This is a genomic window from Stutzerimonas stutzeri (genome assembly GCF_000590475.1).
Taxonomy (GTDB): Bacteria; Pseudomonadota; Gammaproteobacteria; order Pseudomonadales; family Pseudomonadaceae; genus Stutzerimonas; species Stutzerimonas stutzeri_D.
In genome coordinates this window covers 3,811,716-3,831,971 of the sequence record NZ_CP007441.1, presented here as the reverse complement: position 1 = coordinate 3,831,971, position 20,256 = coordinate 3,811,716, and the positions used below count along the sequence as shown (strand labels likewise).

At 62.1% G+C, this 20,256-nt stretch carries 18 protein-coding genes; 11 read left to right on the top strand and 7 right to left on the bottom strand.

Annotated elements, in window-relative coordinates; translation table 11 throughout:
- The first annotated feature begins 287 nt into the window (after positions 1 to 287).
- Positions 288 to 1,136 carry a carboxylating nicotinate-nucleotide diphosphorylase gene (gene nadC, locus CH92_RS17450; protein ID WP_025243056.1) on the top strand — a complete coding sequence of 283 codons (849 nt, stop codon included), beginning with the start codon at positions 288 to 290 and terminating at the stop codon, positions 1,134 to 1,136.
- Between the two features lie 39 nt (positions 1,137 to 1,175).
- Here nadC and CH92_RS17445 read toward each other — a convergent pair whose 3' ends face one another.
- Complete coding sequence (locus CH92_RS17445; protein ID WP_025243055.1) at positions 1,176 to 1,607, bottom strand: YhcB family protein; 432 nt, start codon at positions 1,605 to 1,607, stop codon at positions 1,176 to 1,178.
- A gap of 249 nt (positions 1,608 to 1,856) precedes the next feature.
- On the opposite strand from CH92_RS17445, the gene CH92_RS17440 reads away from it, so the two are divergent.
- The 3 genes from CH92_RS17440 to zapE all read left to right on the top strand — a co-directional run bounded on the left by CH92_RS17440 (position 1,857) and on the right by zapE (position 5,187).
- Positions 1,857 to 2,483: an alpha/beta hydrolase gene (locus CH92_RS17440; protein WP_025243054.1), complete on the top strand. Its 627-nt coding sequence runs from the start codon at positions 1,857 to 1,859 to the stop codon at positions 2,481 to 2,483.
- 93 nt (positions 2,484 to 2,576) lie between these two features.
- Entirely contained in the window at positions 2,577 to 3,935 is a 1,359-nt protein-coding gene (locus CH92_RS17435; RefSeq protein WP_025243053.1) for a tryptophan--tRNA ligase, read from the top strand.
- 157 nt (positions 3,936 to 4,092) lie between these two features.
- Positions 4,093 to 5,187, top strand: coding sequence for a cell division protein ZapE (zapE, locus tag CH92_RS17430; RefSeq protein WP_025243052.1), 1,095 nt, complete (start codon positions 4,093 to 4,095; stop codon positions 5,185 to 5,187).
- 139 nt (positions 5,188 to 5,326) lie between these two features.
- On the opposite strand, the gene CH92_RS17425 is transcribed toward zapE, so the two are convergent.
- Positions 5,327 to 6,316 carry a GlxA family transcriptional regulator gene (locus tag CH92_RS17425; RefSeq protein ID WP_025243051.1) on the bottom strand — a complete coding sequence of 330 codons (990 nt, stop codon included), beginning with the start codon at positions 6,314 to 6,316 and terminating at the stop codon, positions 5,327 to 5,329.
- A gap of 169 nt (positions 6,317 to 6,485) precedes the next feature.
- Here CH92_RS17425 and nfi point away from each other — a divergent pair, with 169 nt between their 5' ends.
- The 6 genes from nfi to CH92_RS17395 all read left to right on the top strand — a co-directional run bounded on the left by nfi (position 6,486) and on the right by CH92_RS17395 (position 11,964).
- The gene (gene nfi, locus CH92_RS17420) at positions 6,486 to 7,214 is read left to right on the top strand and encodes a deoxyribonuclease V (RefSeq protein ID WP_025243050.1); all 729 of its coding nucleotides are present in this window, start codon (positions 6,486 to 6,488) and stop codon (positions 7,212 to 7,214) included.
- A gap of 72 nt (positions 7,215 to 7,286) precedes the next feature.
- Positions 7,287 to 7,838 (top strand): 1,6-anhydro-N-acetylmuramyl-L-alanine amidase AmpD, encoded by a 552-nt coding sequence (ampD, locus tag CH92_RS17415; RefSeq protein ID WP_025243049.1) that lies wholly within the window; start codon positions 7,287 to 7,289, stop codon positions 7,836 to 7,838.
- A gap of 23 nt (positions 7,839 to 7,861) precedes the next feature.
- Positions 7,862 to 8,698: a regulatory signaling modulator protein AmpE gene (ampE, locus tag CH92_RS17410; RefSeq protein WP_025243048.1), complete on the top strand. Its 837-nt coding sequence runs from the start codon at positions 7,862 to 7,864 to the stop codon at positions 8,696 to 8,698.
- A gap of 252 nt (positions 8,699 to 8,950) precedes the next feature.
- A complete protein-coding gene (locus tag CH92_RS17405; protein ID WP_025243047.1) occupies positions 8,951 to 10,981 on the top strand; it encodes a methyl-accepting chemotaxis protein in 2,031 nt (676 codons plus the stop codon).
- A gap of 99 nt (positions 10,982 to 11,080) precedes the next feature.
- Complete coding sequence (locus tag CH92_RS17400) at positions 11,081 to 11,599, top strand: DUF5872 domain-containing protein (RefSeq protein WP_025243046.1); 519 nt, start codon at positions 11,081 to 11,083, stop codon at positions 11,597 to 11,599.
- A complete protein-coding gene (locus tag CH92_RS17395) occupies positions 11,596 to 11,964 on the top strand; it encodes a DUF3140 domain-containing protein (protein WP_025243045.1) in 369 nt (122 codons plus the stop codon). The genes CH92_RS17400 and CH92_RS17395 overlap by 4 nt, the downstream gene beginning before the upstream one ends.
- 186 nt (positions 11,965 to 12,150) lie before the next feature.
- On the opposite strand, the gene CH92_RS17390 is transcribed toward CH92_RS17395, so the two are convergent.
- From CH92_RS17390 to ada, 3 genes are read right to left on the bottom strand one after another with little or no spacing between them, the layout of a single operon-like run.
- On the bottom strand, positions 12,151 to 12,930 hold the full coding sequence (locus CH92_RS17390) for a TatD family hydrolase (RefSeq protein ID WP_025243044.1): 780 nt from the start codon (positions 12,928 to 12,930) through the stop codon (positions 12,151 to 12,153).
- Between the two features lie 35 nt (positions 12,931 to 12,965).
- Positions 12,966 to 13,211: a hypothetical protein gene (locus CH92_RS17385; RefSeq protein WP_025243043.1), complete on the bottom strand. Its 246-nt coding sequence runs from the start codon at positions 13,209 to 13,211 to the stop codon at positions 12,966 to 12,968.
- 49 nt (positions 13,212 to 13,260) lie between these two features.
- On the bottom strand, positions 13,261 to 14,298 hold the full coding sequence (ada, locus tag CH92_RS17380; protein WP_025243042.1) for a bifunctional DNA-binding transcriptional regulator/O6-methylguanine-DNA methyltransferase Ada: 1,038 nt from the start codon (positions 14,296 to 14,298) through the stop codon (positions 13,261 to 13,263).
- A 158-nt stretch (positions 14,299 to 14,456) separates the two neighbouring features.
- Between ada and CH92_RS17375 the strand changes: the two genes are divergently transcribed.
- Positions 14,457 to 15,347, top strand: a complete 891-nt coding sequence (locus CH92_RS17375) for a PA4780 family RIO1-like protein kinase (RefSeq protein WP_025243041.1) — start codon at positions 14,457 to 14,459, stop codon at positions 15,345 to 15,347.
- Between the two features lie 358 nt (positions 15,348 to 15,705).
- On the opposite strand, the gene CH92_RS17370 is transcribed toward CH92_RS17375, so the two are convergent.
- Both CH92_RS17370 and CH92_RS17365 read right to left on the bottom strand, forming a co-directional pair.
- On the bottom strand, positions 15,706 to 17,202 hold the full coding sequence (locus tag CH92_RS17370; protein ID WP_025243040.1) for an efflux transporter outer membrane subunit: 1,497 nt from the start codon (positions 17,200 to 17,202) through the stop codon (positions 15,706 to 15,708).
- Entirely contained in the window at positions 17,202 to 20,255 is a 3,054-nt protein-coding gene (locus CH92_RS17365; protein ID WP_025243039.1) for an efflux RND transporter permease subunit, read from the bottom strand. Before CH92_RS17365 ends, CH92_RS17370 begins: the two co-directional genes overlap by 1 nt.
- Between the last annotated feature and the right edge of the window lies 1 nt (position 20,256).

Sequence of the window (20,256 nt, the reverse complement as noted above, 5' to 3'; positions counted from 1 at the left end):
GCATGCCGCTGATCAAGGGCAGGGGCAACGGCTTGTCAAATTTGGCAAGGGCTCGCCATTTCCGTGGCGCCAATTTATGGGCCCATTATAGGCACCTTGTTGATTAGCCTAGCGCGGATTTGTTTTGGACATGATGTAGCTCACACATACTCGCCGAATTCCTACGGACGGTCGGAAAAAGGATGCAACAGCGCAAGGACACCTGACGCAACCCCCCTCGCTGTTCGAGCCGTGCTGCATGATCGGTCGAAGCTTTATACTCTCGCCGAATTACATGGGAGCCCGTCGTGACCAATATCACCCTTGCGGACTTGTCCGCTGAGATCGAAACCAATGTGCGCAAAGCGCTGGCCGAAGATGTCGGTAACGGCGATATCACGGCGCAGCTGATTCCGGCCGAGCGACTCGCCCATGCAGCGATCATCACCCGTGAAGCAGCCGTTATCAGCGGCACTGCCTGGGTCGATGCGGTGTTTCGGCAGCTGGACCCGCGGGTTGCGGTGCATTGGCAGGTGGCGGACGGCGAGCAGGTGGTGGCCGATCGCGTACTGTTTCACCTCCAAGGTCCTGCGCGTGCGTTACTCAGCGGCGAGCGCGCGGCGCTGAACTTTTTGCAAACGCTCTCGGGCGTTGCAACCCGTTGCCGGCACTATGCCGATCTTGTTGCAGGCACCGGCGTGCAATTGCTCGATACCCGAAAAACCATTCCTGGGTTGCGTCTGGCGCAGAAGTACGCTGTCACCTGTGGTGGCTGTCATAACCATCGAATCGGTCTGTACGACGCCTTCCTGATCAAGGAAAACCACATCGCTGCCTGCGGCGGGATCGCCGAAGCCGTTGCAGCTGCTCATCGCATCGCGCCGGGCAAACCGGTAGAGGTCGAGGTGGAGAGCCTTCATGAACTGGAGCAGGCGCTAGATGCAGGTGTCGATGTCGTGATGCTCGATGAGTTGAGTCTGGAAGACATGCGCACCGCGGTCGGCATTGCGGCAGGGAGAGCGAAGTTGGAGGCGTCGGGGGGAATCGATGATGAGACGCTGCGCGCGATTGCCGAAACCGGCGTGGACTATATTTCGATCGGCGCACTGACCAAGCATGTCCGAGCGGTCGACCTGTCGATGCGTCTGACGCAGTAGCGCTTGCGCAAAAGCGGCACCGAGGTGCCGCCATCCGACTCAGTGCTTGCTTTTCAGTCCGAAGTTCTCATGGAGCGTGCCGGGGACATCGGTGTCCTTGGGCGCGTAATCCTTCGGCGGCTCGGTGAACGTCGGTGAAGTAAGACGCTCCCGATGGCTGTGGCTTTCCTCGCTGTGCAGTGCGGCGAGCAGACGCTGGCGGGTCTGTTCGTCCAGCGCGAGCTTGTCGGCGCCCTCGGACAGATGATCCTGCATGTCCTGATAGCTGTTGGTCAGCTTGCGCAGCAGGCTGGCAGTCGTATTGAAATGAGTCACCACTTCGCTTTGATAGGTATCGAAGCGCTCCTGCAGCTCATCCACCTGACGCTGTGTGCTGGTCGGCGCGTTGTTGCGCGCGATCAAAAAACCAATGGCGATGCCGACAATCACGCCGACAATTGGGAGCAACCAGGTCGCGAGGGTCTGTTCCACGAGTACTTCCTCTATATAAACGGCTTGCTTTCAGGCCGCGAAAAACCATGTGGCGCGCTCAGACGGGGCGGCTATCAGGCCAGGACGCAACTGATAGCCGGGATCTGCAGCGCCTTGTGCAGTGGTTTTCCCACGGCCTGATACGTTAACGTCTCGTACCTGCCCTGTATACCGCGACGCGATGCGAGCGGCTCAGGCGACGTGTATGCAAGACGAGTCGACTTGCCCCAAGGTCACGGAGTTACTTTCTTGAAACGTGAAAAGCCTATATCGATCGACGGTCCGGCCGGCGTGCTGGAGGGCTTGTATTTCGATCAACCGGACGCACGCGGACTGGCACTGATCTGCCACCCCAACCCCGTCAAGGGCGGGACCATGCTGAATAAAGTGGTCTCGACGCTGCAGCGCACGGCCCGCGATGCGGGCTATGTCACGCTTCGCTTCAACTTTAGGGGAGTCGGCGGCAGCGCGGGCAGCCATGACATGAACACAGGCGAAATCGACGATGCAGAAGCGGCGTTGCAGTGGCTGCGGGCACAGCATCCCGAGTTGCCTCTGACGCTGCTCGGGTTTTCATTCGGCGGTTTCGTTGCCGCGGCACTGGCTGGGCGGGTCGAGGCGCGCGCCGAGCCGCTGGAAAAACTGTTCATGGTCGCGCCGGCGGTTTCGCGATTGGCGGATCAGCCGCTGGCCGAGCGCTGTGCGCTCACCATCATCCAGCCGGACGATGACGAAGTGATCGATCCCGTCTCGGTGCATGCCTTCTCCGCCGAGCTGCGGCGCCCCCACGAGCTGCTGAAAGTGGCAGAATGCGGCCACTTTTTCCACGGCAAGCTGGTGGATCTGAAAGAGTTGGTGGCACCGCGGCTGGCGTAGCGCGCTGACGGTGCAGGCGATTTTGCCTGGCCCTCATAGCTACCCGTTCAACGGTCCATTGGCCGCTTGCGCTGACTGAATTGAGACGATCGTATGAAAACCCGAATCCTTACCGGTATCACCACTACCGGCACGCCCCACTTGGGCAACTACGCCGGCGCCATCCGACCAGCTATCGTGGCCAGCCGGGAGGCCGATGCCGACTCCTTCTACTTCCTCGCTGATTACCACGCATTGATCAAATGCGACGATCCGTTGCGTATCCAGCAATCGCGTCTGGAGATTGCCGCCACGTGGCTGGCCTGTGGGCTGGATGCGGATCGGGTGACTTTCTATCGTCAATCCGACATCCCCGAGATTCCGGAGCTGACCTGGTTATTGACGTGCGTTGCCGGCAAAGGTTTGCTGAACCGCGCTCACGCCTACAAGGCCTCGGTGGATAAAAATGTCGAGCTGGGCGAGGACCCGGATGCTGGCGTCACCATGGGGTTGTTCAGCTATCCGGTATTGATGGCCGCGGACATTCTGATGTTCAACGCGCATAGGGTGCCGGTCGGTCGCGACCAGATTCAGCATGTGGAGATGGCGCGCGACATCGGTCAGCGCTTCAATCACCTGTTCGGCAATGGCAAGGAATTGTTCACCTTGCCGGCCGCGGTGATCGAGGAAGGCGTGGCGACGCTGCCGGGTCTCGATGGTCGCAAGATGTCCAAGAGCTACGACAACACCATCCCGCTGTTCGCCAGTGCCAAGGCGCTGAAAAGCACAATTGCCCGCATCGTCACCGACTCGAGGTTGCCGGGCGAGCCGAAGGATCCGGACGATTCCCACCTGTTCACGATCTATCAGGCGTTCGCAACGCCGGCGCAACTGGCCGAGTTCCGCGCCGAGCTGGTCGATGGGCTGGCCTGGGGTGAGGCCAAGGAACGTCTGTTCCAGCTGCTTGACAACGAGCTGGGCGAGGCGCGTGAGCGCTATCACTCGCTGATGCAGCGCCCCGGCGAGCTGGAAGACATCCTGCAGGCGGGCGCCGCCAAGGCACGCAAGATCGCCAAGCCGTTTCTCGGCGAGCTGCGTGAGGCGGTCGGTTTGCGCAACTTCCGCAGCGAAGTGGCAAGTGCCGCCCCGGTCAAGAAGAAGGGCGGCAAGGCCGCTCGGTTCGCCAGCTTCCGCGAGAACGACGGCAGCTTCCGTTTTCGCTTTTTTGCCGCGGATGGCGAAGAGCTGTTGCTGTCGCACCCGTTCAGCGATCCCAAGGCGACAGGCGTGATCAGTCAGCGCCTGATCGCCCAGGGGGTGGATGCGTTGGAACTCCGTGCTGACGAAGACAATCAATTCACCGTGTGGCTGGACGGCGAATGCATCGCTGAAAGCCCCGCCTACGGCGATGACGAGGCGCTGGAAGCTGCCATGCAGCGCCTGCGCCAGGCCTTGGCCACGCTGGCCGTTTGATCCCCCGCACGAGTTCGCCGGTCGCTGCTCGGTCGGCGCATTCCTGTCGAAACCCTGTTACCACTCGAGGCTTGAGCGCTTGAACGACCTGCGTAAATTGCCAACCACCGAGGGCGCGGCTAAAGTGTCGGCCCCGTTTCACTACCCAGACCCCGCCATGACCCCCCTTGAGCGCTATCAGGAAGACCTGAAACGTCCCGATTTTTTCCACGATGCCGCCCAGGAAACTGCCGTGCGTCATCTGCAGCGTTTGTATGACGACCTGGTTGCCGATGACCGCAACAAGTCCGGGTTGCTCAGCAAGCTGTTCGGCAAGAAACAGCAGGAGCCGGTCAAGGGCTTGTATTTCTGGGGCGGCGTTGGTCGCGGCAAAACCTATCTGGTCGATACGTTTTTCGACGCGCTGCCGTTCGAGCAGAAAACGCGCACCCACTTCCACCGCTTCATGAAGCGCGTGCATGAGGAAATGCGCACCCTCAAGGGCGAGAAGAATCCGCTGACCATCATCGGTAAACGTTTCGCCGACGAATCGCGGGTGATCTGTTTCGATGAGTTCTTCGTCTCCGATATCACCGACGCGATGATTCTCGCAACCCTGCTCGAAGAACTGTTCAAGAACGGTGTGAGCCTGGTGGCGACCTCCAACATCGTTCCGGACGGCCTGTACAAGGATGGGCTGCAACGCGCTCGCTTTCTGCCGGCGATCGAACTGCTGAAAAAGCACACCGAGATTGTCAACGTCGATAGCGGCATCGACTATCGCTTGCGCGCACTCGAACAAGCCGAGCTCTACCACTTCCCGCTGGATGCCGAAGCGGAGCAGAGCCTGGAAAAGAGCTTTCGCAGCCTCCTGCCGGAACAGTGCCGAGTGCAGGAGAACGAAGCGCTGATGATCGAGAACCGCGAAATCGTTGCGCGCAAAACGGCCGGCGGAGTCGCATGGTTCGAGTTTCGCGAGCTCTGCGATGGTCCGCGCAGCCAGAACGACTACATCGAGCTGGGCAAGATCTTCGATGCGGTGCTGGTTTCCAATATCGAGCGGATGGATGTATCCAAGGACGACATGGCGCGGCGCTTCATCAACATGGTCGACGAGTTCTACGACCGCAATGTGAAGCTGATTCTCTCCGCCGAAGTCGAACTCAAGGACCTATATGCTGGCGGCCGCCTGGAGTTCGAATTCCAGCGCACGCTGAGTCGCCTGCTGGAAATGCAATCGCACGAATATCTGTCACGCCCGCATAAGCCCTAAAAGCAGCTGTAAACCTGAAGCTTAACCGTGCAGAAGCTTACATATGTCGGGCGTAGGCTGCGTCAGGCTTCACCGGCCGACGAGCGGATACAAAGGTGGATGTGAAAAGCGCCATCCACCCTACGTGCACTTTCAGTTTCTAGCTTTTCAACCTGTACTGCTGCCGGTACTGATTCGGCGATAGCTCGGTATGCTGGCGGAACAACCGTGCAAAGAAACTCGCATCGTCATAGCCGACCTCATAGCTGATGGTCTTGATGCTCTTGCGGGTGGTGGAGAGCAGAGTCTTGGCCGTCTCGATGCGCAGTCGCTGCAAGTAGTGCAGCGGCTTATCGCCCGTCGCCGTCTGAAACCTGCGCATGAAGTTGCGAATGCTCATCCCGTGATCGCGGGCGACGTCTTCGAAGCGGAATTTCTCCGCGAAGTGCTCTTCCAGCCACTCCTGAATCTGCAGGACCCGGGTGTCCAGGTGGAGCTTCTGTCCGCCGAAACCGATGCGGCCGGGGCTGTAGTTGCGTCGTACCTCAAACAGGATGTCGCGCGCCATGCCTTGGGCGATGTGCGCTCCGCAGAAGCGCTCGACCAAGTGCATGTAGAGGTCGCATGCCGAGGTGGTGCCGCCTGCGCAATAGAGGTTGTCGCTGTCGGTCAGATGCTTTTCCTGCGTGAAGAGCACGCGCGGAAAGCGCTCGGTGAATTCGCGCGCGAAGCGCCAGTGTGTAGTGCCTTCACGCTCGTCGAGCAGTCCTGCGGCTGCCATCCAGAAAGCTCCCGAGGCTTCACCGCAGATGGCGCTGCCGGCCACGTGTCGCGCCTGTAGCCAGGGCGCAACCTGGGGATACTGTCGGCAGAGCGCGTCGAAATCCCCCCAGAATGCCGGGAGGATCACCGCATCGGCATCATCCAGAGCCCCGTCGACTTCGATGCGGGGGCCGCTGAAGGTACTGACAGACCGGCCATCGGGGCTTACCAGCACTGTCTCGAATGCTGGCGTGAGGTTCAGGCCCAGCTGCTTGCCATACCGCAGGCTGGCCATGTGAAAGAAATCCTTGGCATGCAGCAGGGTCGATGCGAATACCCCGTCAGTGGCCAGAATGCTGATACGTTTCAATGGTTGGGCTGTGAGCATGCCTTTTCTTCTGACTATTACGATTGTTTTTATAAGGGCAAAGTAGGGTAAAACTGCCGCAGTCCGGCGGGAGCGTCTTATTTTTTTGCGCGACTGTCCAGTCAGTCTTCAGTCTAAGGCGGGGGAACCGCTCTGGGCGCTGCTGATCTGACAGACAGGAGGGCTTTTCATGACAGTCAACACACCGCCGGTTCGTCCCGAGGCATTCGATGGTTGGGATGGTAGTCCTGCTTCCGCCCGGGAGCTGCAGAAGCAGCTGGCGGGCAAGGTTGTATTGGAAGATGGCTTTGGTTCGCTGCGGCTGATTGCGGGCGTCGATGTCGGGTTTGAGGAGGGCGGCAAGATCACCCGCGCTGCGGCGGTGCTGCTCGATGCCGAATCTCTCGAGCCGGTTGCTCAGGCATTGGCGCGAGTTCCGACCTGCATGCCTTATATTCCCGGATTGCTCTCCTTTCGCGAGCTTCCGGCTGTGCTACAGGCACTCGAATCGCTCGGGCAGACGCCCGATCTGATCTTTTCCGATGGGCACGGCATTGCGCACCCGCGCGGCCTCGGCATTGCGGCGCATCTTGGCGTGATAACGGGCTTACCGACAATTGGCGTGGCCAAGAAGATTCTCACCGGCCAGCATGCGCCGCTTGGCGAACGGCGCGGTGATCAGGTCGATCTGCTGGACAAGGGCGGCAAAGTGATCGGCACCGTATTGCGAAGCAAGGACAAGGTACGCCCGCTGATCATCTCGCCAGGTAACCGCGTCAGCCTGGCGGCCGCACCGCAGCTGGTGATGCGCTATGTCACCCGCTACCGGCTGCCGGAACCGACGAGACTGGCCGACCGCCTCGCCTCGCGTCGCGATGAGAAGCGTGCTGGGCCCCAGCAGATCACGGGCATCGAATAGCGCACGCCGCTTGCAGCGTGCGGCTCGCAGGCGCTAGCCTGCAGACCCGCAGATTACCCAGGTCTCGCCGCGATGCAGCTGGATCACGCGACAGGTTGGTGCCGCGGCATTCGCCATTGCCCCTCGCCCAATTTCAACCAGCGCCCGGACGGCGAGATTTCGCTACTGGTCATCCACAACATCAGCCTGCCACCCGGGTGCTTCGGCACCGGCAAGGTTCAGCAATTCTTTCAGAACTGTCTGGCCAGCGACGAGCATCCCTTCTTCGAGGAGATTGCCAGCCTGCAGGTCTCGGCGCATTTCCTCGTCGAACGTGATGGCGCGGTCACTCAGTTCGTCTCCTGCCTGGATCGTGCTTGGCACGCCGGGGTGTCCTGTTTCGGCGATCGTGAAAGCTGCAACGATTTCTCCCTCGGTATCGAATTGGAGGGCACTGATGAAACGCCCTTCAGCGAAGCCCAGTACGACAGCCTGATCCGCCTCTGCCAGTTACTGCAGCAAGCGTACCCGGCCATTACACCGGAGCGCGTCTGCGGCCACAGCGATATCGCACCGGGGCGCAAGACTGACCCGGGCCCGGCATTCGACTGGCAGCGCCTGCGCGCGGCCTCGATCGTTGTCTGAACCGGCCTTCATAGGATGCGAACATGATTTTTTTGGTGGTGCTGCTGGTTCTGCTCATCGACAAGCTCACCGATTGGCGGCGTGATGTGCAGCACGACGGCCCCTGGCTGCGCCTGCTACAGCGAGTCGAAGGCCATTCGGGGACGGCGTCCAGACCATGGTTGGGCCTATCGCTGTTGGTGCTCCTGCCGGTGCTGTTACTGGCTTTACTGCTGATGGCTCTCAAGCCGCTGGCTTACGGTTGGCTCAGCCTGCCATTGCATCTGCTCGTGTTGCTCTACAGCCTGGGGCGTGGCCAAGGGAAGCTCGAATTCGGGGCCTTCCGCGACGCCTGGCGCCGGGGCGATGACGAGGCCGCCATGCTGGTAGCCGAACGCGACCTGGGCCTCGGCGCATCGGATGCGCCGAGTCTTCTGCGCGCCGTCGAGGCGCAACTGCTCTGGCGCAGTCATCAGGGCTTCTTTGCGGTGATCTTCTGGTATGTATTGCTCGGGCCGATGGCCGCACTGGCTTACCGGTTGCTCGCATTGACGATCGAGCATGCCGGGAGCGAGGCCATGCGGGAACGAGCTGGGCAAATTCGGCACGCGTTCGATTGGCTGCCGGTGCGAGTCCTGCTTGCCAGCTTCGGCTTGGTTGGCAACTTCGTTGCGGTCAATCGCGCCTTGCTGCATGACCTGCTGCATTGGGATATTCCCGCTCCGCGGCTGCTGGCCGGGGTTGGCCCGGCTGCGGCCGACCTGGGCGAGCCCTATCAGGGCGAGGCAGGTCTCTCTCGGCTCGACAGCCTTGCCGCGTTGCTGGTTCGCGCCCGCATGCTCTGGTACGCAGCCATCGCGCTCTGGGTTCTTCTTTTCTAGCCCTATCCGACACCAGCTGCGGAACCGCACCTGACAGCAACCCGCAGCGGCTACCGAACGTCGCATAAGCAGGGTGGATAGGCCGGAATCGGCGCGCCTTCTGCCAGTTGTCGGGCCATCATCCTGCCATTACCTTAAGTTACATAAACCGCGACCGATATCCCGTATAAGTGTCCCGCGCCACCTCTCTGACGAGCCCTGCCGCGGCCCTTGATGCTGCCGGCAATACAATAAGAAACTGGGAGACGTCTTTTGAAAAGTTTGTTGTATCCCGCGATTGCATTCATGAATCGTCTGAGCTTCGGCATGAAGTTCAGCCTGATCAGCGTGCTGTTCTTCGTCCCCATGCTGTTGACCAATTTCTATCTGGTGCGTGATTCGTATCGGGAATTCGTCGGCACCCGAACCGAGCTGCAAAGCCTGGAGCTGCTGGGGACGGCGTTGCAGATGCGTCGTGAGATGGAAGGCTGGAAAGATCTGGTGGAGATCGAAAACATCATCGGTCAGACCGGTGAAGTGCAGGCGCTGGTGACCCGGCTGACCAATGCCGAGCGTGAACTCTCGACTCGGATGCAGAGCCTCGCGCCAGTCAGCGAAAACCCTGAGCAGGTCGCCGAATTCAACACGCGCCGAGATGAACTGGATGCGGCGTTGCGCGAGGCTCAGGCGCAGCAGTCGTTACAGGCCAAAGCGGCGATGGCACGTGCACTGCTGGGCAAGGCTCAAGTGATGATCAAGCTGATCGCCAGCCAATCGGGTCTGAGCCAGGACGGCCAGCGCGATGTGCGAATGCTGTCCGAATTGCTGACCTCGGTTACGCCCTCGATTACCGCCGCGCTCGGCGAAGGCCGAGCAGTCGGTTCCTACACCTTTGGCCAGGGCTACCTGAATTCCGATGCCAGCAACAAGCTGGACGACCTATTGCTCGAGCTGGAGAAACAGCAGGCGCAGTACGGTGCCCAACTGCAGGACGTGCTCGGCAGCAGTGCCGCCGCGCTGCATCAGCTCGAAAGCTACACCGAAGCCAGTCGCGCGTCCTTGCAGGCCAGCAGCGATATCTTCCAGGATCAAGTGATCATGGCCGAGGCCCTGGACCGTCCCTGGGAAAGTTTTTACGACCAGATCAGTATCGAGATGGCGAAGACTTATTCGCTCAATGACGCCATTCTCGGCTTCCTCGATGATGAGCTGGAACAGCGACTGGAGCAGAAGCGTCTGCTGATGACCCTCTTGCTGGCCGCGCTGGCAGTGGTCTTCGTCCTCGTGGTTTATCTCTATAGCGCCTTTTACATGTCCACTCGCGCGTCGCTGCGTAGCCTCGGTGCGACCATGGACCGCGTGGCTGCCGGGGACATGACCGCCCGTTTCAAGGTGCAGAGCCGCGACGAGCTGGGCGAGTTGGGCCAGGTATTCAACGAGACCGTGGCGAAGATCCGCGAGCTGATCGAGCGGGTCGGCCAGACCGTCGGCGAGGTGGAGCGTCAGGCGTCACGTGTCGAGAGCATTTCCGGCGAGAGCAACCAGACCGTTTCCGAACAGCGCGGGCAGATCGAGCAAGTCGCGACGGCCATGAACGAGATGTCGGCGACCGCGCAGGAAGTGGCGACCAGCGCCGAGGCTGCGGTTGGCAGTGCGCAAAGCGTCAATGATGAAACCGTCAGCGGCCGCGGCCTGGTGACGGCTCAGGTCGATGGAATCGGGCGATTGGCAGCGGAGATTGATCAGTCGGTCAAGGTCATCAACCAGCTGGCCAGCGACAGCAAGGCCATCAGCCAGGTGCTGGATGTCATCAAGGGTGTAGCCGAACAGACCAACCTGCTGGCGCTCAACGCAGCGATCGAGGCGGCGCGTGCTGGTGAGCAGGGGCGCGGATTCGCGGTCGTTGCCGACGAGGTGCGCAGCCTGGCCAAGCGCACCCAGCAGTCCACCGAGGAAATCGAGCAGATGATCGGGCGGCTGCAGGGTGGTGTCGGTGCTGCGGTCAAGACCATGCATTCGAGCCATTCGATGGCTGAGGAAACCGTCAATCAGTCGGCTCAGGTCCAGCAGGCGCTGGAGAACATTCTCGGCGCCGTCGGTGTGATCGTCGATCAGAATCAGCAGATCGCCGCCGCTGCGGAAGAACAAACCGCCGTTGCGCACGACATCGATCGCAACATTGTCGCCATCAACGAAGCCGGCCAGCGTACCGCTGAAGGGGCCGGACATACCGAGCAGGCGAGCCGCGAGCTCACCGAGCTGGTAGGTCGCTTGCAACAATTGATCGGCGCATTCCGGGTTTGATCGTCAGCCGCCGGTGACGCTTGGCCATCCATCGGTGGCTATGAACAATCCCTCCCGCTCCCGGGTCTGCCGAACAGGCAAACCTGGGAGTTGTGCTTCATGTCCAGCACCGCAAAGAAAACCGACCCCGCATTGTGGGATCGGGTCAAAAAAGAGGTCACCGATGGCGACAAGGGCGGCGAGCCCGGCCAGTGGTCTGCGCGCAAGGCGCAATACGCCGTTCAGGAATACAAGAAGCGCGGCGGTGGCTACGAGGGCAAGAAATCATCCGACAATCATCTGCGCGAATGGACCCGCGAGGATTGGGGTACCCAATCTGGCAAACCTTCTGGCGAAACCGGTGAGCGATACCTGCCCAAGCATGCGCGCGAATCGCTAAGCGAAAAGGAATACGCCCGCACGACGCGCAAGAAGCGGGCGGATTCTCGGCGCGGCAAGCAGCATTCAAAACAACCCGCAGACGTTGCGCGCAAAGCCAGTCGCGAGCGCGAGCCGGCTCTCAGTGGGCTGAATAAACCCGAACTCATGCGCCGTGCCGCGCAGCGAAACATTCGCGGCCGATCAAAAATGAAAAAAGACGAACTGGTTGCCGCTCTGGAACGAGAGGGCGAACGATGAGTGAGTTCGACGAAAAAACGCGGCAGGGCATCCGCGATGAATTTCATCAGGTCGTGAACATGCCGCCCACCGCGCTGCGCCGTTGGCTCGAGAGCGAAACCAGCCGCAGCGTCGGCATGACCAGCGAGGGCGAAAAGGTTACTGCGCCTGGCGATGGCGAAGCGGTTGGTCATGCGATGGGTGAGCGCATCCTCGAGCTCAAGGGACGACGCCAGGCTGAATTAGATGATGCCGATTACCAGGCGATGCGCAAGGTGATCGGCTACGTTCATCGTCATCTTGCCCAGCGGCCCAAAGGCGACATACAAGACAGCCGCTGGCGGCATTCGCTGATGAATTGGGGGCACGATCCGCTCGAAGACTGAGCTCAGGCTGCCGCGTTCGAAACCGGAGGCGAGCGTCTGCTCTCTACGGCTTGGTTTGTAACAGCGCGGGCTCGGCGCGGCGGTTAATCCGAATGCGAACCAGCCGAGTGATCGTGCTGAGCTGCCGCGGGATATCGGCGCGCTACAGCAAGGCGGCGGATTTCATAACGTTTTTCAACGCCGTGCTTAGCGCCAGCCAAACAGCTCACAGCTGTTTCGATAACTCGCGTCGGCCAGCTCCTCAGGGCTAATGCCGCGCAATTCGGCCAACTCGCGACAGATGTCCGGCAGAAACTCCGGACTGTTGCGCTGACCTGCGTGGCTGTGCGGCGCGATGTCGGGTGCGTCGGTTTCCAGCACGATGCTGTCCAGCGGTAGCTGCTGCAGCACCCGGTGCATACGATGCGCCTGCGGCCAGGTTCCCGCACCACCCAAGCCGAGTTTGTACCCCAGCTTGATATATTCACGCGCTTCCTCCCAGCTGCCGCTGAAAGCGTGGGCGATACCGGCGCGCTTGAGCTTGCGCTCCTTCAGGGTGGCGATCATCTGCGCGTGGGCACGGCGCACATGTAGTAACACCGGCAGTTCGAACTCGTCAGCCAGTTCCAGCTGGGCTTCGAGCAATCGTTGCTGGCGGGCTTTGTCGGGGGCTTCGATGTAGTAATCCAGGCCGATCTCGCCGATGGCGCAGAGCTTGTCCTGTCCGCGAAGACGGACCAGCCAGTCACGCAGCTCATCGATGTGTTCCGCTTGGTGGTCCTGGAGAAACACCGGGTGCAGGCCCAGCGCTGCGTAAACGGCCGGTTCGTCCGTCGCCAACTGCCAGACGCGCGCCCAATTGGCCTGGTGCACGCCAAGCACGAGCAAACGCTCCACACCTGCCTCGCGGCAGCGCGTGAGCACCTCACCGCGGTCGGCGTCGAAAGGGTCGAAGTCGAGATGGGTGTGGGTGTCGATCAGGCGCACGGTTTCTCCTGGGCTGGTACGGGTTCGAGCAGCGTTCAGCGATTCGGCTCTTCCTCGATCTGGATGTCGCTGACACCCAGTTCGGCCATGCGGCTGTCCTCGCTGGGGCGCACCGGAATCTCCCAAGGGGCATCGGTCGCCGCGCGTGGCTCGCGAACATGATGCAGCAGAATCTCCAGTTCGGCTTGCTCCATGTCCGGTTCTTCAAAGGAGCTGAGCGTCAGCGACGACGGGTTGCCGTTGATCAGGTAGTGGATGCGATAGCGTTTCAGTTCGGTCATGGCGGCTCTCGACTCCGGGGGTGTGGAGTATCGGACCGCCAAATCGCCGTCAGGCTCCCGAATCCTCGCGCTCCGATTCGAGCAGCGCCGCTTTGCGTTCGAGTCCCCAGCGATAACCGGTCAGCGATTGATTGGCGCCGACGACCCGATGACAGGGCACCAACAGCCCGACCGGATTGCTGGCGCAGGCTCTGGCGACGGCCCGGGCGTGGCTGTCGAGATGTTCGGCCAACTCGCCGTAGCGCCGCGTCTGGCCCCTGGGGATGTCCTGCAGCGCTTGCCAGACGCGCTGTTGAAACGCACTGCCACGCAGGTCGAGTGGCAACCGCGCGGCGCGCGAGGGCTCTTCCAACTGAGCCAGGATCGAGCGCAGCCACTCGCCCAGTCCTTCCTGATCCCGGAGCAACTCGGCCGCGGCGAAGCGCGACTGCAGTTCGCTCAGCAGCGCCTGTTCGTCGTCTCCGAACAACAGCGCGCAAATCCCTTGGTTGCTGGCCGCGATCAGCAGCAACCCCAACGGGCAGGCGCTGGTTGCATAGCGCAGGGACTCGCCGGCACCTTTACGGCGGCGCTGTGCCGGACTCAATGCCGTGACGCTCTGGTAGGCCCCGCGCGTACTGCCAAAGCCCGCATCGAGGGCGGCTCCTAACACCGAGTCGGCGGCAGGCAGCCGCGTCTCCAGTCGTTCACGGCGTCGGGCGGCCGCCCAGGCGCGTGGCGTGAGGCCGGTGCGGGTTTTGAACCCGCGCGCCAGGTGCGACGAGGACAGGCCGATACGCGCGGCCAGTTGCTCCAGCGTCATCGGCTCGGGGCTTTCATCCAGCAGGCGACAGGCGGCAATAACCAGCGCATCCAGCTGTTCGGCTGGGCTCTGCCCCTGTGGCGAGCAGCGTCTGCACGCGCGGTAACCGGCGGCTTGGGCATCCGTGGCATTGCTGAAGAAGCTGACGCCGTCACGCCGCGGACGACGCGCCGGGCAGCTTGGGCGGCAGAAGATTCGGGTCGAGCGAACGGCGAACACGAAGCGATCGTCGTAGCCGGCGTCGCGTTCGCAGAGGGCTTGCCAGCAGCGGTCGAAATCGAGCATTGCGGTGCTCCCTGAGTGATTGATTTCGATTGTCCGTCCTGCTCACCCTGGATGCCAATCCACAACGCGCTTTTAAACTTGCTGGCGAGCATGGAAGCCCGCTGACGATTACCGTAACCTGCAGACCTGCATAGTCGAAAAGGGTCTGTAAGCTGCTGATGAAAACGCCAAAACGACTCGAGCCGCTGGTCGAGGATGGGCTGATCGACGAAGTGCTGCGGCCGCTGATGAGCGGCAAGGAAGCAGCGGTCTATGTGGTGCGCTGCGGTGACGAGCTGCGTTGCGCCAAGGTCTACAAGGAAGCCAACAACCGCAGCTTCAGACAGGCCGTCAAATACCAGGAAGGCCGCAAGGTTCGTAGCAGCCGCGATGCTCGCGCCATGGCCAAGGGTTCCAAGCACGGGCGCAAGGAGAAGGAAGAAAACTGGCAGAACGCTGAAGTGGCCGCCTTGTTCAGGCTGGCGGATGCGGGCGTGCGTGTGCCCAAACCGTATGACTTTCTCGATGGCGTGCTGCTGATGGAGATGATCTCCGGCGAAGACGGCGATGCCGCGCCACGCCTCAACGACGTCGACCTGCACCCCGACGATGCGCGGGAATTTCATGCCTTCATGATCCATGAAGTGGTCAAGATGCTCTGCGCCGGCCTGGTGCATGGCGACCTGTCCGAATTCAATGTGCTGCTCGATGAGCATGGGCCGGTCATCATTGACCTGCCACAGGCAGTCGATGCGGCGGGTAACAACCACGCCTTCGAGATGCTCGAACGGGACGTCGGCAACATGTCAGCTTATTTCGGGCAGTTTGCGCCGGAGCTAAAATTCACCCGTTACGCCAAGGAGATGTGGGCGCTGTACGAAGACGGCAAGCTGACACCGGATTCCGAGCTGACCGGTGAGTTCGCCGAACCGGAAGACGCCGCCGATCTGGATGCCGTGATGCGGGAAATCAAGGCGACCCTCGCTGACCAGGCGCGAAAGGAAGCCCTGCGCAACGCCACGGACGAACCCAGCGACGAACCGCCCACGCCGCCCTGGATGCGTAACTGACCGGCGGTGATCCGCGGGGCAGGCATCGAGGGCGCTTTGCCCCGCTTTCCGTAGGCGCGAGTGTGCTCGCGAACCTGGCGGTCGAGTAATTCGACAAAGGCAACGCCAGCAAGGACTGCGCGTCCTGCTGGCTCTTACAGGAAATGGACTCGCTCTGATGCGCAAGTCCAATGTCCGCTCATTCCGTGGCAGGGCACCCGAAGGAAATCACGTCTTACGCCGCCTCTTGAGGAGCGAGCTTGCTCGCGGTCCGGGTCTTCGCCGTGGTGGTGAGTGAAGGACCGCTCGCAAGCGCCTGGCGTACTCTGGCTACCGGAACGCTTTCCAGTGCTGCTGAGCATCGCTCAGCCAGATGCTTTCAGTCCACGCGCTCCGAGTCCGACGTTTTCGGCGCTGGCTCTACGTCCTGCACCGCACTCGGATCCATTTCCCAGCCGCCGCCCAGCGCGACGAACAACGCCACCTGCGCTGTTGCCAACGCCGTGCGGCCTTGCAGCGCTTGCTGGCGAGCGCGCAGCGAACCGCGCTGGGCGTCGAGCACTTCGTTGAGGTTCGCTTCGCCCAGTCGATAGCTCTTTTGCGCCAGCTCATAGGCATAGGCGCGATGGCGGAGGGTGGTGCGCAGCGAGTCCAGACGGCGTTGTTGCCCGTCGATGCGCACCAGTGAGCGCTCGACCTCTTCGAGCGCTTCGGCCAGCGCCTGCTGGAAGCCGAGGTAGGCACTTTCGCCTTCCACATCCGCCAGGTCGATCGCCGCACCGCGCCGGCGGTAGTCGAGAAAGGGCAGGCCGAAGGTCGCTCCGAGGCGGGCGAAATTCGACGCGGTAGAAAAGGCATCACCCAACGCCAGCCCCGAGCGCCCGACTGCCGCCTGCACGGCAAGCGTCGGGAACAGATCGCGGCGGGCGGCTAACGATTGCAGTTGGGCTGCTTGCAACTGCGCCGCTTCGGCAATCAGATCCGGGCGCCTTCGCAGCAGGTCCAGCGGCTGTCCGGGCGGGATGGGCTTGTCAGCCAGTGGAACCTTGGCGTCGGGTGTAAGCCGCCGGGCGGTGCTTCCTGGCGGTTCGGCGAGCAGCGTATCCAGTGCCAGCCTCGCTTCGGCCAGGTTGATTTCCAGCTCATCCAGATCCGCCTGCAGCGAGGCGCGTTCAGCGGTGCTGGCCTCGACGTCCAGCCGGGTGACCTCACCCGCCTCGAACAGTCGGCTGGCGATATGTTCGAGGCCTTTCGCCAGCTCGATCCCTTCAACCAAAAGCGCGCGTTGCCCCTCAAGGGCGCGCAGTTGCATGTAGCCCTGCGCCGTATTCGAGGCGACCGCCAGCCGTGCCGCAATGGCTTGGGCTTGGGCGGATCGAATCTGTTGGCGCGCACTGTCGGTTCGCGCGCGGGTGGCACCGAAGATATCCAGCTCCCAACTGGCCTGTAGCGCCAGTTCCCAGTTGTCGAAGGTAATCACGTCTTCATCCGGAATGAATTCGCCGATGGGGCTGTTGGGATCCTGTGCGTTGTTGTTTTCGATCCATTGACGGCTGGCCGAGCCGGGCAGATCGAAGGTGGGAAACAGGCCCGCCCGCGCCTGCCGCAATTGTGCACGCGCGGTGTCGACGCGCAGCATGGCCAGGTGGATGTCGCGATTGTTCTCCAGCGCCTGACGCACCAGCCTTGTCAGTACTGGATCGTCGAATCGCTGCCACCAATCGGCAAGCGCCTCGGCGTCGGCTGGCTGCTGGCGCACTGCATGAAACCAGCTATCCGGCACATCGGGTGCCGGCCGCTCCGGCACGCTGGAGCAGGCGCCGAGGGCCAACGCCAGTGCCCAGACCAGGGGCGTACGGGGCAGTCGGCTCGGCATCAGGTTTCCTCCGGTTTGACGCGCATGAACAGCAGGTACAGACAGGGCACCGCCAGCAAGGTGAGCAGAGTGGCGAAGCCCAGCCCGCCCATGATGGTCACGGCCATGTTGGCGAAGAAGGGGTCGAACAGCAGCGGCACCATGCCCAGCACCGTAGTGCCGGCCGCCATCATCACCGGTCGCAGGCGCGAAGCGGAGGCTTCGATGATGGCCGTCAGTCGAGGGACTTCGTCTGCTATCTGCCGGTCGATCTCGTCCACCAGCACCACGGCGTTCTTGATCAGCATGCCCGTGAGGCTGAGCAGGCCGAGCAGGGCCATGAAGCCGAACGGCTGGCCGGTTACCAGCAGCCCGAGCGTGACGCCGCACAGCGCCATCGGCACCACCAGCCAGATCATCAGTGGCTGACGGACCTTGGCGAACAGCAGCACCGTCACCAGCACCATTGCCAGGTAGGGCACCGCGAGCGTGCTGGACAGCGCCTGCTGGGCATCGGACGACTGTTCGTGATCGCCGCCCCATTCCAGCGAATAGCCGATCGGTAATTCGATGCCCTCGATCAACGGACGAATGCGCTCAAAGGCGACGTTGGTGTTCTCGCCGTCGCGCGGTTCAGCACGGACGGCGATGGTCCGTTCGCGGCCGTAACGGCGAATCATCGACTCCTCGGTCGTAGCCTCGATGCCGTCCGCAACCTGGGCCAGCGGCACATAGCTGCGGGTGGCCGGGCTCCAGATCAGCCGTTGCAGGAGATCGCCCGGTTCGACGCGATCCACCGGGGTGGCGCGCAGGAGGATCGGGATCAGCTCGTCCTGATCGCGGAACACACTGACCTGCTGGCCATCGCTGGCCACCGACAGCGCCTGCGCCACCTGTTGACGGGTCAGCCCGGCATCGGCCAGGCGGTCCAGGGCCAGCTGCGGGCGCAGCACCGGCACAGGCGAGCGCCAGTCGTCGCGGATGTTGAAGACCTGGCCCTGTTCGTGAAGGATTCGCTGACCTTCGGCCGACAGCCGGCGCAACTCGTCATTGTCAGGGCCGCTGATCCGCGCTTCGAGCTTGGCTTCGGCGTTGGGGCCGAACATGAATTGCGCGGCGGCAACGTCCGCAGACGGGTAGCGGCCCGGCAGTGTCTGGTTCACCTCGCGAACCAGATCGGCGATCACCTCGGCCTCTTTGGTGCGTACCAGAAAGTGCATCAGCGCCGGGTTGGGCTGTTCCGGCGCGTAGGTAAGCATGAAGCGCGACGCGCCCGCGCCGACAAAGGTCGACACATCGGTGACACCGTCCAGCTGCTTCAGATAACCCTCGACATCCTCGGCGATGCGGCTGGTTTCGCGAATGTGCGTGCCCTGCGGCAGGAACAGGTTCACGTAGAAGATCGGCGTGCTCGATGGCGGAAAGAAGCTCTGTGGCACGCGGCTGAAGCCCAGCACGCTGAGGACCGTCAGCACAACTAAGATGCCCAGCGTCAGCCAGGGCCGACCCAGCACAACGCCCGCGATATGCCGGTAGCGGTTGTAGATCGGCCCGCTGTAGGCATCGTCCGGGTTAGCGTCTTGGTCCTGTTTGTCACCCTTGCGCTCGAGCAGGTAATGCCCGAACAGCGGCACCACCAGCAGCGCCAGCAGCCAGCTGAGCAGCAGCGACGCGGCGATGACGAAGAACAGCGAGAAGAGGAATTCACCTGTGGTGTCCTGCGACAGGCCGATTCCGGCAAAGGCCAGGATGCCGATGATGGTCGCGCCCAGCAGCGACCACTGCGTCTGCTGCAGCGTCTTGCGCGAGGCTTCGAGGATACTTTTGCCGCGCTGTTTCTCGATCAGCATGCCGTCGCAGACCACTACGGCATTGTCCACCAGCATGCCCATGGCGATGATCAGCGCGCCGAGGGAGATGCGTTCCAGCTCGATCCCACCGATCCACATGAGCAGCAGCGTGCCGAGCACGGTAAGAAACAGCACGGCGCCGATGATCGCGCCGGCGCGTACACCCATGGCCAGGCACAGCACGCCGACGACAATGGCCACGGACAGGAAGACGTTGAGCGCGAAGCTGTTGACCGACTCGTTGACGATGCTGTGCTGTTGATACAGCGGATGCAGTTCGGCGCCCAGCGGCATCAGGTGCTGCATGGATTCCAGCTTCGCCTCGACGCTACGACCGACTTCGACGATGTTGCTCCCCGACACACCACTGATACCCAGGGTCAATGCCGGCTCGCCGTTATGGCGGATGATCTGGCGTGGCCGTTCGGCGTATTCGCGTTTCAAGGTGGCGATGGAACCCAGGTCGACGCTTTGCTGGCCCTGGCCCACCGGCAATGCACGCAGCGCATCCAGGGAATCGAACGCGCCGGTCGGGCGGATGTGCACGAAGAATTCGCCGGCCCGCACGCCGCCGGCTTCCACCGCTGCGTCGGCATCGGTCAGCGCCGCAACCAGCTCTTGTGGAGACAGCTTCAGTGCGGCCAGACGCGCCTGATCGACTTCCACCAGAATTCGCTCTTCACGCACGCCGGCCAGTTCGACCTGGCCAACGCCGTCCGCCGTGATCAGCCCGCGGCGCATGTCCTTGGCGACTTCATGCAGCTCTTCCAGCGTCAGGCCTTCACCGGTCAGGGCAAAGAAGATGCCGTAGACATCGCCAAAGTCGTCGTTAACCAGCGGTGGGTCCAGGCCGGGAGGCAGCTGTTGCCGAGCATCCTCGACCTTGCTGCGCAGCTGATCCCAGATCTGGTCGAGCTGCTCACCGGAATAACGGTCCTGAATTTCGACACGGATTTCCGCCAGGCCGATCATCGAGCGCGAGCGGATTTCCTTGACCTCGGAGAGCTCCTGGATGGCGCTCTCCAAGGGTTCGGTCACTTCCTGCTCGACCTCGAGCGCGGTCGCGCCGGGATACTGCACCGTGACGATGGCTTCCTTGATGGTGAATTCGGGGTCTTCCAGGCGGCCCATTTCGAAGAAGGCGAGCACGCCGCCGACCAGGCAGATCAGTACCAGCACCCAGATGTTGACCGGTTTGCAGATGGCGTAACGCGCTAAATCCATC

What these genes read in the sequence shown, in the direction of transcription:
- CH92_RS17365 (WP_025243039.1), bottom strand. Translation starts at nt 20,255, where the DNA reads ATGGATTTAGCGCGTTACGCCATCTGCAAACCGGTCAACATCTGGGTG.
- CH92_RS17435 (WP_025243053.1), top strand. Translation starts at nt 2,577, where the DNA reads ATGAAAACCCGAATCCTTACCGGTATCACCACTACCGGCACGCCCCAC.
- ampD (WP_025243049.1), top strand. Translation starts at nt 7,287, where the DNA reads ATGCAGCTGGATCACGCGACAGGTTGGTGCCGCGGCATTCGCCATTGC.
- CH92_RS17385 (WP_025243043.1), bottom strand. Translation starts at nt 13,211, where the DNA reads ATGACCGAACTGAAACGCTATCGCATCCACTACCTGATCAACGGCAAC.
- CH92_RS17425 (WP_025243051.1), bottom strand. Translation starts at nt 6,316, where the DNA reads ATGCTCACAGCCCAACCATTGAAACGTATCAGCATTCTGGCCACTGAC.
- ampE (WP_025243048.1), top strand. Translation starts at nt 7,862, where the DNA reads ATGATTTTTTTGGTGGTGCTGCTGGTTCTGCTCATCGACAAGCTCACC.
- CH92_RS17400 (WP_025243046.1), top strand. Translation starts at nt 11,081, where the DNA reads ATGTCCAGCACCGCAAAGAAAACCGACCCCGCATTGTGGGATCGGGTC.
- ada (WP_025243042.1), bottom strand. Translation starts at nt 14,298, where the DNA reads ATGCTCGATTTCGACCGCTGCTGGCAAGCCCTCTGCGAACGCGACGCC.
- CH92_RS17395 (WP_025243045.1), top strand. Translation starts at nt 11,596, where the DNA reads ATGAGTGAGTTCGACGAAAAAACGCGGCAGGGCATCCGCGATGAATTT.
- zapE (WP_025243052.1), top strand. Translation starts at nt 4,093, where the DNA reads ATGACCCCCCTTGAGCGCTATCAGGAAGACCTGAAACGTCCCGATTTT.
- nfi (WP_025243050.1), top strand. Translation starts at nt 6,486, where the DNA reads ATGACAGTCAACACACCGCCGGTTCGTCCCGAGGCATTCGATGGTTGG.
- CH92_RS17370 (WP_025243040.1), bottom strand. Translation starts at nt 17,202, where the DNA reads ATGCCGAGCCGACTGCCCCGTACGCCCCTGGTCTGGGCACTGGCGTTG.
- CH92_RS17375 (WP_025243041.1), top strand. Translation starts at nt 14,457, where the DNA reads ATGAAAACGCCAAAACGACTCGAGCCGCTGGTCGAGGATGGGCTGATC.